Genomic DNA, 11,902 nt, shown 5'->3' with positions numbered 1-11,902 from the left:
AATTGGTTACATTCTTTATTAGTTAATTTTTTAAAGAGTGAATAAAACCTGACCAACATCAAGAGAAGACTAACCTAACTAGGTTAGTCTTAAACGAAAGCCAGCAAGTATAGGAGGCAATTATGCCGATTGAAGACCATAATTTAGTAAACGAATTTCCTGAATACAAAGAAGACATCCACCAGCTAAAAATGGATGATGCACATTTTAAAAAGCTCTATGATGAATATAACCACTTAACAAAAGAAGTGGAAAAAATGGAGCAGGAAATTATCCCGGCTACTACGATTGAAGAAGAAAAGTTAAAGAAACAACGCCTTCAACTAAAAGACACCATACAAGGCTACATTAAAGCGTCAAAACTCGCTGCTGAAAAAGCCTAGTCTTCAAGCAGAGCGGCTTTTGTATACAAAGCCGCTCTGCCTTCCCTCTGTTTTTTAATAATTCACCTTCTACCTTATCTCTCTCCCTAATATAGTATTAACGTTAATAGCGATTAACTCTGCATTTTGAATCTTTTGTAAATCAACTCCTATTTGAAAATGAATATCATAAACACTATTATACGCAACTCATTCAATTCAACTTGGTTTTCCTATGACGTTAAGAACCACCTTAATGATGATGCAAGCCTGTGGTGCGCTTGTTTTTTCTACTGTGATTTTTGCCGAAAATGCTGCAAACAACATCACACAAGACAGTTATCTCAATGATGGAGATAACAAAATTAAGGATGGATCCAACATAGAACTTCAAACACTTCAGGTACAAGGCCGTGCTCTGTCTTATTACAAAGAAGATGAAGCTGCACTTGCCACTCGAACATCAACTCCCATTGATAAAACACCACAGTCTGTTCAAGTGGTTACTGAGGCTTTGATTGAAGACCAGGCTGCACGACAGATCACCGATCTTTATCGATCCATTTCAGGTATGTCGCAAAATAACGTTTCCACTGTGACCTTAAGAGGCTTTAGCCAAGACGAAGTACTCTATGACGGTCTGAAAGGCGACCCTTTTGGTGACTTTTCAATTCCTCAGCTGTTTACCATAGAACAAATACAAGTCCTTAAAGGTCCATCTGGTGCAGCCTATGGCGCAGGCGAACCTGGTGGCGTCATTAACTATGTGACTAAAAAGCCGGCGTATGAACAGAAAAACACTCTAAAAGTCAGCGCTGGCAATAAAGATTTTTTAAGTGGTAGCATCGAATCCTCTGGCCCAGCCAATGAAGACGCATCGCAACGCTACCGTGTTGGTATTTACTCCGACGGTCAAGATTCCTATCGTAATAATGTCGAAGAAGAAAACCGAATTATCGATCTTGGTTACGCTTGGGACATCGATGAAAACAATACCCTCACCGTTCAATACACAGACATTCATCAATACATCTCCGGTGCCCGCTTACGCGGCATTCCAACCGATGATGATGGCAACTTCTTGGCTGACACGTCTTGGAATAATAACGAAAAATCCGATTTCCAAGAGCTAGACGCGCAAGTCTTTCAAACGCGTTTAGACCACAGCATAAACTCATGGCTAGACAGCAATTTCTCAGTTCGCTACTTCGAAAACACAGAGACTCAGAAATATCATGAAATAAACAAACTGCTAGATAGCAATAGCGATGGCACCATAGATTCAACACAACGACAATACCGAGATCAAGTCCGTACTCGCAAAGGCATTACATTTGCTGGCAATTTAATCGCCGAGCTAGGTGATCATACAGTGTTAGTCGGAGGTGATTATTTTCATCAGAAAAATAGCTTTCTCTACAGTTACGCAAATAAAGCTGATGGCGTTTCCAATCTTAGCCTAACTGACCCTATCTACGGCCAAGATGACGTCAATAGCTACACCATGCACTTAAAAACTGATGAAACCACCACTACAGACCAAATTGGCTTATATATTCAAGACCAATGGAAAATCACAAATCAGCTAGACTTACTAGCTGGCGCTCGTATTGACCGTTTTGAAGAACAATACCAAGACCACACTTCCAGTTCCGCTAAGCAAGAGTATGACGACACAGGTTACTCCAGCCGAATCGGTGCAACCTATAAAATCAATGACAACTGGAAGCCTTACACCTCATTCTCGACAGGTTTCGTACCACAAGAAGCAGAGAAACAAGCTAACTCAAAAAACGGAGAGTTTTTTGATCCTGAAGAAAGCCAACAGCTAGAGGCAGGTGTCCGTAGCTACTTCTTCAATAACAAACTTAATATCAACCTAGCTGTTTACCATATCGACCGTAAAAACATCCTTCAAAAGGATACGGATGATACAAGTAAGTATATTTCTATCGGTAAAATCCGCAGTCAAGGTTTTGAAGTTGATGCACTGGCTGATATCACACCTCGCTGGGTAGCTAATGTCAGTTATGCCTACAACGATGTGAAAGTAACCGATGCTGCAGATGGCGTATATTTTGCCAACACGCCTTATCATCAACTCGGCCTTTGGAGTCGCTACGACTTCCCGAGCATAGATTCCTCTATTGCTTTTGGCGCAGATTACGTTAGCCAACAAAAGAACCGCAATAATCAAATAGTCAAACCTTACACGGTTTACGACATGTCATGGCAGACAAAATGGCAGGATTGGAAATTCCAGCTGAACGTCAAAAACTTGTTAGATAAAGAATACGCTGTCAGCGGTTTCACCGATAAAATTGGTTCATTTGTTGGTGAACGTCGTCGAGTTTACATCTCAGCCGCGTACGACTTCTAACTGAGTAAAGACGCAATAACAGGGTCAGATTCTTTTAGCTTATTAAGGGAATCTGGCACCTTAAATTTTTCTCTGTAATTGATGAAATTTGACCTAGATCAAACAGACATTATTTAAGCCACCAATCCCGCCATCATCACTTGAGTTCAATTAACACACAGGTAAACTCCGCGCGTTTTGATCGATCGGTGAGCCTTATGTCTCAAGAAAAAATGTCACAGCAAGAAAGCTTTAAGCCTGAAGTATTTAGACCTGAGCTATTATCTCCAGCAGGTTCGTTAAAAAACCTTCGTTATGCATTCGCTTACGGCGCAGATGCTGTTTACGCAGGACAACCACGTTACTCGTTAAGAGTGCGCAATAACGAGTTTGATTTGGAAAAACTTGGCATTGGCATTAATGAAGCACACGAGCTGGGCAAAAAGCTCTATGTGGTGAGCAATATTGCACCTCACAATGCAAAATTAAAAACCTACTTGCAAGACTTAGCACCGGTTATTGACCTCAAACCAGACGCGCTCATCATGTCTGATCCAGGCCTTATCATGATGGTTCGCGAAGCCTTTCCCGATCAACAGATTCACCTCTCAGTACAAGCCAATGCAGTCAACTGGGCAACAGTTAAATTCTGGCAACAACAAGGTATTTCTCGCGTTATTTTATCGCGTGAACTATCACTAGATGAAATCGAAGAAATCCGCCTAAAAGTGCCAGATATGGAACTAGAAGTCTTTGTTCATGGCGCGTTGTGCATGGCCTACTCTGGCCGCTGCCTGCTATCGGGTTACATGAACAAACGCGATCCAAACCAAGGCGCTTGCACAAATGCGTGTCGCTGGGAATACAATGCCCACGAAGCAACACAAGATGACGTTGGCCAGATCATTGCTAGCAGCGGCACTTCATTGCAAGCTCAAGCGTCTGCCGTACAAATTCAAGAGCCAAGCGATCAGCTCTTTTTACTACAGGAACGCGGTCGTCCAGACGAATACATGCCAGCGTTTGAAGACGAACATGGCACTTACATCATGAACTCAAAAGACTTACGCGCCATTCAACACGTAGAACGTCTGGTCAAAATGGGCGTACATTCTTTAAAAATCGAAGGCCGCACCAAGTCATTTTACTATTGCGCCAGAACTGCACAAATATACCGCCAAGCCATTAACGACGCTGTCGCTGGCAAAAGCTTCGATAAAGGCCTCATTAGCAGCTTGGAAAACCTTGCCAACCGAGGTTACACCGATGGCTTTTTACAACGCCATCGCCATGTGGATTTGCAAAACTATGAAACGGGTAACTCCATCAGCGAACAGCAACAGTTTGTCGGCGAAGTCATAGCAACCAACGCCGATTCACTCACCATCGAAGTGAAAAATCGCTTCAGTGTTGGCGACTCCTTGGAACTGATGACACCCAAAGGCAATGTCACCTTTCAATTAAGCGAACTAAACGACAAACAAGGTCACCCTATCGACGTCGCCAAAGGCAGTGGTCATGTGGTTTCTATTCCTTGTCCTCAAGGTATCGAGGCGTCTATGGGTATCTTATTAAGAAATCTAGCGGAAGGACAAACCACCCGCCAACCTCATGCAAGCGTAACCGCGTAAAGGTTACAGCATGGCATTATTAATCAACGATCGATGCATAAACTGCGACATGTGCGAACCAGAATGTCCGAACGAAGCCATCACCATGGGCGCGAAGATTTATGTCATCGATCCAGATAAATGCACAGAATGTGTTGGTCACTACGACCAACCCACCTGCGTCGCCGTCTGCCCGATCGACTGTGTAAAACCCGACCCTGACAGACGTGAAACCGAAGAAGCGTTATACGAGAAGTTTGTAGAAATGCATTTTGATACCAGCGTTTAACGTCCTGCCAATATCCAAAACATCTTAAACCGCTGGCAAATTCTGCGCTAACCATTGTTGAAACTGTGCTTTTGGCAAAGCGCCAGATAGACGCGCCACTTCTTTGCCATGATGAAATATCATTAGAGTAGGAATAGAACGAATATTATAACCACCAGCCGTTGTTTGGCTCTGCTCAGTATCTAGCTTCAAGAAACAAGCTTGTATCGACATTTCACCTGCTACTTGTTCGAAAATTGGCGCGAATTGCTGACATGGTCCACACCAAGATGCCCAAAAGTCCACCACAACAGGAAGGTCATTATCTGTAATATAGCGTCTAAAGTTTTGATCACTTCCTTTAACAGGACTTGTAGAAAGAACTGGCTGCTTACACTTCCCACAAAGAGGTTTATTGCCAAGCTTATCTTTAGGTACGCGATTTTTTGTAGTGCAACTTTGACAAACAATTTGAATAGGGGAATTGGTCATCTTAAACCTCGTGATTAAGTACTTTCGTTCATAAAAAAGTAATGTTTAAAAAATAGATCTGATGCCTATTATTAAAACCTGATTTGAATCGAAATACCTAATTATTGCCAAGTTCGAAAAGTAGAAAGCGAATCATTTGATCCGCTTTCTGTCGTCTTAGTAAGACTGATTCAACTCACGCTATTAGACTAATTTTCTTCGTCTGCATGAGACACTGCATCAAAGCTTTCAACTTGTTCGAAGTTTTCCATCCAAAAATAGGAACTAACCAAACTAAATTGACGCGTTAAACCAGCGTCTGCTATCTGCTTCAACTGCCACACCAGACCCGGAGCTTCGGGAAACTTCGTCCCTTTGATTTGGTCTTCGTATAAGCGATTGATTAACGCATCATCGCCTTGTCCGCTAGCCAATAACCGCACAATTGAAGAATGTAATGACTCATCAAAAATCGCCATGTCTTCAACACGTTCAGCGGCAACCGTAATGACAAGCTCAACACCTGTTGGCTTTGCAAATATCCCATTAAAAGCTTCGCGCAATAAGGCATAAGCACTAAAGAAACGCTCATGAAATAAGCAATCTGGATACTCTTCCCACGAACGATCATCAATCATATCGTGGCTAATTTGATCTATTTTCCCTTTAGATAACTCAGGGAATAAATGAGTCAGCACTGCCTTTGCGGCATCCGCAGGCTCAAGATCATTTAGTGACATCATGCACATTTCTCTGAGCTCTGCCGCGTCCATTTTATCCACATCATCATCAAAATCCATAATGCTCATTAGGGCACGATAATCCTCATGGGACCACGCATTTTGAATGTTGCTGATTTTATGGAAAGAATCAATTTGAACGGTAAACTTAGCTTGCATCTCGCACTCCTTTGAACGCCAATATCCCAGGAAATAACGCTGGTAGGCCTTAACTAACCAATGTCGATCTTAATAAATGTACAGATCGAGTAACCAATGTACCTTGAGTGGAGACAACAAGCTATCCATAGGAGGAAATGTTTTAGAGGGGTTTTGTGGCAAATGAAAAAACTTAGCTTTTCATCTACCACAAATTGACTTGTCTATTTATTGTCTTAGCAATCTATTTTTTTCATATAGGTAAAATTAGCGTCACCATTCCAAATGCCACGACCCCAAATAAAATAGGCAAGCCCATAGATCGTGTGCGCGTCCACACTCCAAAGGTAACCAGTATCCCAAGACCAGTCGCTAGCCATGACAAAGCATCAGAGTGAGTAGGCACTAAAGAAGTACCAAACATTGCAGCGATCATGGTGGGTCCCAATATAGTTAACCAAGTCGGCATTGATCCTATGCCGTCCTCCGTTTGTCTCTTCGCCAAGCTTCGTTTCATCCAAATATACGGCAAGAGGCGAAGCAAATACGTGCCAATGGCAATGCTGACAAGTGCCAACCACATAGATGTATCCATACTCATTGTCCTCCCAAAATACGTCGATTCTTTAACGCATAAAACAGCACTGCACCGCTCATCGCGGCTAATGGAATAGCGACATTCGGGTAACCTAACATTTTCAAAATTACAGAGGCAACAGCTGACAAGGCAATCGTCAGTGTCCATAGACGATTATTGCAACGTGGAACGATTAAAACGAAAAACAGCGCTGGTAGTGCAAATGGCAAAATATCGTTGATTAATGGCCAACGTTGCGTCAATTCGTCACCGGCAATGGCACCCAGTGCGGTACCAGCAACCCAACTCAGCCAAGCCAACACCGCCGCGCCAGTGTACCAGCCTATCCGCGCCTGATCTGGAAGCTGAGGCAAACGGGCATGAGCAAGCGCAAAGATCTGATCCGTTAAACCATGCATGAGTGGAAGCCACTTCTTATCATGATTTAGGTAGGGTGAAAGATTTGGCCCATAAACAATGTGCCGTGCATTAATTAACAACGTCATGATGACCACCAGCCATAGAGGTGCGCCAGAAGCGGCCATAGCAACAAAAAGAAACTGTGATGCGCCTGCATAAATAAAGGCAGAGATAAGAATAGTCTCTAACACACTAAAGCCAGACTGAACGGAAATCAGACCAAAAGAAATGGCCACCGGAATATAACCGCCAAGTAACGGAATCGCGTCTTTTACACCCTGCTTCCAAGGTGTTCCGGCAAGAATTTGGGTTGTCGTACTCATGATTTTACCTCCTGTATGGCATCGTTCTGTTTAGCATCAGCCTGTTTAGTGCTGTCCTGTTTAGCATAGGTAATGACCACCATTAAGGTCGCCCATGAATCGTCAGTTTGATAACAGTGCGGAACATCGGCCGCAAAAGTATGGGCTTTGCCAATTTCCAAATGGTGCAGATCATTATTTTCACCTGCCAACAATTTCCCACTTATTAAGGTGATGGCTTCTGTCGTACCAGCAATATGCGGCTCTGATTGCTTAACAGTGTTCGGCGCGCAAGACATCCAATACACATCGACGCGAGGATTCCCCTCGCCTTGATCGATCAACCTTACCTGTACACCGTTTTCTCCCAGTGGCGACTCCACACTGGCAACAAGATCCCCAAACGGAACATCCAGCTGTACGGCCAAACGCCAAATCGTTTCTAAAGTCGGATTGCCCTCACCTTGCTCAATACGAGACAAGTTAGACTTCGCCAGCCCAGCATCTAGCGCAAGCTGAGACAAAGACAGCCCCTTTGCCATACGCAATTTTTGTATATTTCGACCCAACGAGCCGAGAATGGGTTTATTCATAATGCATCTCAAATTGTTCTTTATATAGAACGTTCTATATAAAGAACAGATGAAAGTCAATGGAATTGTAGAAAATGGATGCGATTCGGAGAGGGAGACAGGTTCAACGAATCACGCTTTGATAGACTCATCTGAACATTATTTGCGATTACTTTTGTAGGTCGGCCTTTAGGCCGTCAAAACGTGACTTGTCATAATGCGTTCTTTGTCGGCAAATAACGCTCTACTCGATATCTAACTGAGGCAATGATAATACCTGCTGAACATCAAGAAACGTTTGCTTGGCGTCCCCCTCTATTTATCATCTCAATCTAAATTACTGTACAACCGTTTCATCCCGCATTCTTTCCCATGTTTGTACCATAAGCTTCTTGGCAGGGCCCCAACGGTAGCCACCAAGCGCCCCACTTTGCTGTATCACTCGGTGGCAGGGAATCAGTAACGCAACAGGATTTGCCCCAATGGCGTTACCAACGGCTCTTGCAGATCGGGGTGCACCAAGTGCTGTGGCTACCTGAGCATAGCTGGCCACAGCGCCCGGTGGTATTTTTAGCAGCGCCCGCCATACAGCGATCTGAAAATTTGTCCCCTTCACGTGGATCGATAGCGGACCTTGTTTGGCGGCTGTATCACTGCCAAAAAACGCATCAACAACATGGCGCGTAGATGGGAGACTCTCCCTGATTGAACTGAGCGGCCAAGCGTTATGCAAATTATCTAGCATCTCGTCCATGTTATTGCAGTCCATGAACTCTGCTCGGCAAACACCCCGCTGGGTTACCGCGACAAACATAGGCCCCAGTGGGGTGGTATGTACGCCGTACTCAATTTGAACCTGCTTACCTCGACTTTTATACTCACCAGGTGTGACAGCTTCCAGCTGTACAAAATGGTCATGTAACCTTGAGCTACCACTTAATCCAAGTTCATGTGATACTTCGAGCAAGGAATGAGAATTCTCCAGCAACACCTTGCCTCGCTCCAATGTCAGGACCTGTAAAAAGCGCTTCGGCGTAGTTCCCGCCCACCGACAAAATAGCCTTTGAAAGTGATACGGACTCAAATGCACATGGGCGGCTATCTCTTCAAGGCTGGGCTGATCCACTGCCCTATCAACCAAATAAGCCATAGCGCTTGCAATTCGATCATAATCCGACATGGCGCGACCTCTCTCAGACACGATTTATGGAAACACCGCCATCTACCAACATCGCGGAACCCGTTGTAAAACTCGAGGCATCGGATGCTAAATACAATGCGGACTGAGCAATTTCATCTGGTGTCGCCATACGCTTAAGAGCATGCAGGTTGCGTACAAACGCCAATGCTTCTGGCGTATTGGCAAACTCACGTCCCGCTGCCGTATCGGTGCCACCAGGCAGAAGAGCATTAACTCGGATGTTCTGAGGCCCATGCTCTGTTGCCAGCACTTGAGTCAACCCAATAAGACCAGCTTTACTGGCTGCATAGGCCACCATGCCTGGCATACCTGCGGTGTAACCAACAAAGGTAGAGGTAAAAATTAACGAACCTCCTTTTCGGGCTTCCATAGCAGGCAATTGGTACTTTGCCGCCAAAAATGCACTGGTTAAGTTCGTCGCAATGACCTGATTCCAATCCGTTTGCGACATCTCCGAGACAGGGCCCATAGCACCTAAGATAGCTGCATTGTTGAAAGCGATATCTAATCCACCAAAGTGACTTACCGCCTTATCTACCAGAGCTTTGGCAAAAGCTTCATCACCAACGTCACCCGCTAATGCCAGCGCCCGCCCTCCTTCCGCATTGATTGAGCCCGCAAGATCATCAAGCTCTGTTTGTCGCCGTGCAGCCACCACGACGGCAGCACCTTCTTTCGCAAAAAGCTTCGCAGTTGCGTAGCCAATACCAGTGCTGGCACCGGTAACAATAGCAACTTTGTTGGCCAGTATGTTCATCGATTATTTCTCCTATTTCTGCTGACAATTAAAGGGCACGTGCCCGAACAGATGTCATATTAGGAAACGAAATGATGACTGCCGACCCGAATCTTGCTGTATTTCAATTGTGCTATATCTTGATGATCAAAACCCATAGGAAAAGGATAACGAACTTCATCACCCAACTCTTCGATGTATTCGTTATAGCTTTGGATATATTTTGAGGATGGTAAGACTAAATCCATTTTGTCTCCGGTTTGATATGGAATGCTGGGGTTCTTAGGGGGGGTTGGGACTGATAAAAACTCTATCTCCAAAACTGCCACCGCTTCTTATGGCTAAATCTACTTTTGACCCTAAATCTACTTTTGCCAAATGCGATACGTATAATCTAAGTTTGAACTAAATCGTTGTTTGAATACTTCACTATAGCCATCAGGAACTTGAGGAAAAAACACATCACCGTCAATATCTGTATGGACAGTCGATATGTGCAGTGAATCGGCGCGATGGATAAGTGCTTTATAAATTTCTCCACCACCAGACACAAATGCATGGTCGGTAACATTTTTCAGTGTAGATAATGCATTATCAATTGATGAAAAATAGAATACATCTTTATCGTCTGATTTTAACCCAGAGCGAGTAATTACCGCATATTTTCTATTTGGGAGCTTCCCCATAGACTCAAAAGTCTTTCTACCAACAATTAACCATTGATTATATGTCATAGCTTTAAACAGCAACTGCTCACCTTTAACAGACCAAGGTATATCTAAGCCTGAGCCTATCACACCATTTTCAGAAACTGCTGCGATTAACGATAATTTCATACGACTCCAGTGAGGGTTAACGCCTCAATAACCTGCGCAGCTTTGCTGCGTCCGGCGCCGAAGGCGCGAAGTTGATTGACTTGTTAAATGATCTACCCTCAATTGATAACCTCTCGTATTGAAGAGATCAATTCTTCCCAAGGCCTAGTTGGGTTATTTGTAAAGTTCAAATATTGTAAGGACTCAAGTCTTGGGTGCAATTGTGTTTGTTTTAGCATTAGAGGGAATATCTTTTTCCCTTTCCCCCATGCAAATGCCCATTCATAGGTAACATATTCAGATTTTCTAGCTTCCGGAGTCATAATGGCTATTACAGCCACGCTATCTTTAATGCCTTGGTCAATTTCTTCTCTCCAATCTTGGCCAATTTTAAGCCTTTCTGTATCTATCCAACTTTCAATTCCTTCTTTTTCTAGTCTTAATTTCAATAACTCTGCAAAGTCTGCATCGTCGTGATCATGTGAAATAAAAACAAGACCTTTTCCATTACCTTGTGCTGCTGGCTTTTCTACATCTTCATGAAATTCTTTTGATAACCTCACAATTGAGGTCTTAACGGACTTGATTAGCTCATTAATTGAATTTTCTTGTTCATTATCGCTGTGCTCATAAAGCGGGGTGGCATCTCTAGGGATTAGCTGAGACCTCACTAGCCATTCATGACTACTCCAGTCTGTCGCCTTTAGTAATACTGGAAAAAAGTATCGATTTTTAGAACCAATAATAGAATTATAAGCATACTCTATCCTCGGGGTTACATAACTTATAAAACTAGTAGTGACTATCGGAATGACGATATCAGAATTATTGATTGCGCTTATAGTATTAGCTTCATTATTTGGATCTGCTTCATTTCCTTCACCTAGGTCAGTAAAACTGAAAGTTTCATACATCGAATCAATTTTCAATCCCGCCAGCTTTTCTTTCAAAGTTGTCGCAAAAGCTTCGCCGTCATCACCAACAAAATTATCAATATAGATTCTTATACTTTTTTCCTGTGACATACTTTTTCCGCTCGATTTCATTTAACATTTTTTTAATGCGCATGCGCGTTTACATATTTCAGAAACTGCCTTAGCATCACTATAAGTCACTGACCTTAAAGACATAAATATAGATATTGACAAAGTCTAAAACTGGAAAAACGAGCGTGCGCGTTATTTCATTTATCCACAGCACGTTATTTCTGCTCTATGAATCCTTATTCATTGATACTAAAAGACTTTCTTACTTTCTACCAGTACAAAACGCGTACAATTGGTTTATTTAAAGTGGCTAAACGCGCAAGGAAGTTCTCTATTAAAAAATAA

General features: G+C 43.2%; 14 protein-coding genes. 4 read left to right on the top strand and 10 right to left on the bottom strand.

Features of this window, described 5'->3' with window-relative positions:
* The first annotated feature begins 122 nt into the window (after positions 1 to 122).
* From BUA59_RS00925 to BUA59_RS00910, 4 genes are all read left to right on the top strand, one after another.
* A complete protein-coding gene (locus tag BUA59_RS00925; RefSeq protein WP_072837849.1) occupies positions 123 to 383 on the top strand; it encodes an HP1242/YdcH family protein in 261 nt (86 codons plus the stop codon).
* 214 nt (positions 384 to 597) lie between these two features.
* The gene (locus tag BUA59_RS00920) at positions 598 to 2,742 is read left to right on the top strand and encodes a TonB-dependent siderophore receptor (protein WP_084122057.1); all 2,145 of its coding nucleotides are present in this window, start codon (positions 598 to 600) and stop codon (positions 2,740 to 2,742) included.
* A gap of 197 nt (positions 2,743 to 2,939) precedes the next feature.
* On the top strand, positions 2,940 to 4,352 hold the full coding sequence (trhP, locus tag BUA59_RS00915) for a prephenate-dependent tRNA uridine(34) hydroxylase TrhP (protein WP_139248817.1): 1,413 nt from the start codon (positions 2,940 to 2,942) through the stop codon (positions 4,350 to 4,352).
* A 10-nt stretch (positions 4,353 to 4,362) separates the two neighbouring features.
* The gene (locus BUA59_RS00910) at positions 4,363 to 4,620 is read left to right on the top strand and encodes a YfhL family 4Fe-4S dicluster ferredoxin (RefSeq protein ID WP_072837848.1); all 258 of its coding nucleotides are present in this window, start codon (positions 4,363 to 4,365) and stop codon (positions 4,618 to 4,620) included.
* A gap of 24 nt (positions 4,621 to 4,644) precedes the next feature.
* Here the strand turns inward: BUA59_RS00910 and trxC are convergent, their stop codons facing one another.
* From trxC to BUA59_RS00865, 10 genes are all read right to left on the bottom strand, one after another.
* Positions 4,645 to 5,091 (bottom strand): thioredoxin TrxC, encoded by a 447-nt coding sequence (gene trxC, locus BUA59_RS00905; protein WP_072837847.1) that lies wholly within the window; start codon positions 5,089 to 5,091, stop codon positions 4,645 to 4,647.
* A 188-nt stretch (positions 5,092 to 5,279) separates the two neighbouring features.
* Positions 5,280 to 5,969 carry a hypothetical protein gene (locus BUA59_RS00900; RefSeq protein WP_072837846.1) on the bottom strand — a complete coding sequence of 230 codons (690 nt, stop codon included), beginning with the start codon at positions 5,967 to 5,969 and terminating at the stop codon, positions 5,280 to 5,282.
* A 232-nt stretch (positions 5,970 to 6,201) separates the two neighbouring features.
* Positions 6,202 to 6,543 carry an AzlD domain-containing protein gene (locus BUA59_RS00895; RefSeq protein ID WP_072837845.1) on the bottom strand — a complete coding sequence of 114 codons (342 nt, stop codon included), beginning with the start codon at positions 6,541 to 6,543 and terminating at the stop codon, positions 6,202 to 6,204.
* 2 nt (positions 6,544 to 6,545) lie between these two features.
* Positions 6,546 to 7,268, bottom strand: a complete 723-nt coding sequence (locus tag BUA59_RS00890) for an AzlC family ABC transporter permease (protein ID WP_072837844.1) — start codon at positions 7,266 to 7,268, stop codon at positions 6,546 to 6,548.
* Positions 7,265 to 7,840 (bottom strand): helix-turn-helix domain-containing protein, encoded by a 576-nt coding sequence (locus tag BUA59_RS00885; protein ID WP_072837843.1) that lies wholly within the window; start codon positions 7,838 to 7,840, stop codon positions 7,265 to 7,267. The genes BUA59_RS00890 and BUA59_RS00885 overlap by 4 nt, the downstream gene beginning before the upstream one ends.
* Before the next feature lie 316 nt (positions 7,841 to 8,156).
* A complete protein-coding gene (locus tag BUA59_RS00880; RefSeq protein ID WP_342742460.1) occupies positions 8,157 to 8,969 on the bottom strand; it encodes a methylated-DNA--[protein]-cysteine S-methyltransferase in 813 nt (270 codons plus the stop codon).
* 43 nt (positions 8,970 to 9,012) lie between these two features.
* On the bottom strand, positions 9,013 to 9,777 hold the full coding sequence (locus BUA59_RS00875; RefSeq protein WP_072837841.1) for an SDR family oxidoreductase: 765 nt from the start codon (positions 9,775 to 9,777) through the stop codon (positions 9,013 to 9,015).
* Positions 9,778 to 9,836: 59 nt separating this feature from the next.
* Positions 9,837 to 10,004, bottom strand: a complete 168-nt coding sequence (locus BUA59_RS23770; RefSeq protein ID WP_175550729.1) for a hypothetical protein — start codon at positions 10,002 to 10,004, stop codon at positions 9,837 to 9,839.
* Between the two features lie 117 nt (positions 10,005 to 10,121).
* Positions 10,122 to 10,592 carry a trimethoprim-resistant dihydrofolate reductase DfrA gene (dfrA, locus tag BUA59_RS00870; protein WP_072837840.1) on the bottom strand — a complete coding sequence of 157 codons (471 nt, stop codon included), beginning with the start codon at positions 10,590 to 10,592 and terminating at the stop codon, positions 10,122 to 10,124.
* Positions 10,593 to 10,690: 98 nt separating this feature from the next.
* Positions 10,691 to 11,596 (bottom strand): toll/interleukin-1 receptor domain-containing protein, encoded by a 906-nt coding sequence (locus BUA59_RS00865; RefSeq protein WP_072837839.1) that lies wholly within the window; start codon positions 11,594 to 11,596, stop codon positions 10,691 to 10,693.
* Positions 11,597 to 11,902: the final 306 nt, after the last annotated feature.

The organism is Marinomonas polaris DSM 16579 (assembly GCF_900129155.1).
Taxonomy (GTDB): Bacteria; Pseudomonadota; Gammaproteobacteria; order Pseudomonadales; family Marinomonadaceae; genus Marinomonas; species Marinomonas polaris.
The sequence above is the reverse complement of the archived record's forward strand: the minus strand, read 5'-3'. Positions and strand labels throughout refer to the sequence as shown.

Bases quoted from the DNA above. Each gene is read 5' to 3' on its own strand.
- BUA59_RS00925 (WP_072837849.1), top strand. From the start codon at position 123: ATGCCGATTGAAGACCATAATTTAGTAAACGAATTTCCTGAATACAAA.
- BUA59_RS00920 (WP_084122057.1), top strand. From the start codon at position 598: ATGACGTTAAGAACCACCTTAATGATGATGCAAGCCTGTGGTGCGCTT.
- trhP (WP_139248817.1), top strand. From the start codon at position 2,940: ATGTCTCAAGAAAAAATGTCACAGCAAGAAAGCTTTAAGCCTGAAGTA.
- BUA59_RS00910 (WP_072837848.1), top strand. From the start codon at position 4,363: ATGGCATTATTAATCAACGATCGATGCATAAACTGCGACATGTGCGAA.
- trxC (WP_072837847.1), bottom strand. From the start codon at position 5,091: ATGACCAATTCCCCTATTCAAATTGTTTGTCAAAGTTGCACTACAAAA.
- BUA59_RS00900 (WP_072837846.1), bottom strand. From the start codon at position 5,969: ATGCAAGCTAAGTTTACCGTTCAAATTGATTCTTTCCATAAAATCAGC.
- BUA59_RS00895 (WP_072837845.1), bottom strand. From the start codon at position 6,543: ATGGATACATCTATGTGGTTGGCACTTGTCAGCATTGCCATTGGCACG.
- BUA59_RS00890 (WP_072837844.1), bottom strand. From the start codon at position 7,268: ATGAGTACGACAACCCAAATTCTTGCCGGAACACCTTGGAAGCAGGGT.
- BUA59_RS00885 (WP_072837843.1), bottom strand. From the start codon at position 7,840: ATGAATAAACCCATTCTCGGCTCGTTGGGTCGAAATATACAAAAATTG.
- BUA59_RS00880 (WP_342742460.1), bottom strand. From the start codon at position 8,969: ATGGCTTATTTGGTTGATAGGGCAGTGGATCAGCCCAGCCTTGAAGAG.
- BUA59_RS00875 (WP_072837841.1), bottom strand. From the start codon at position 9,777: ATGAACATACTGGCCAACAAAGTTGCTATTGTTACCGGTGCCAGCACT.
- BUA59_RS23770 (WP_175550729.1), bottom strand. From the start codon at position 10,004: ATGGATTTAGTCTTACCATCCTCAAAATATATCCAAAGCTATAACGAA.
- dfrA (WP_072837840.1), bottom strand. From the start codon at position 10,592: ATGAAATTATCGTTAATCGCAGCAGTTTCTGAAAATGGTGTGATAGGC.
- BUA59_RS00865 (WP_072837839.1), bottom strand. From the start codon at position 11,596: ATGTCACAGGAAAAAAGTATAAGAATCTATATTGATAATTTTGTTGGT.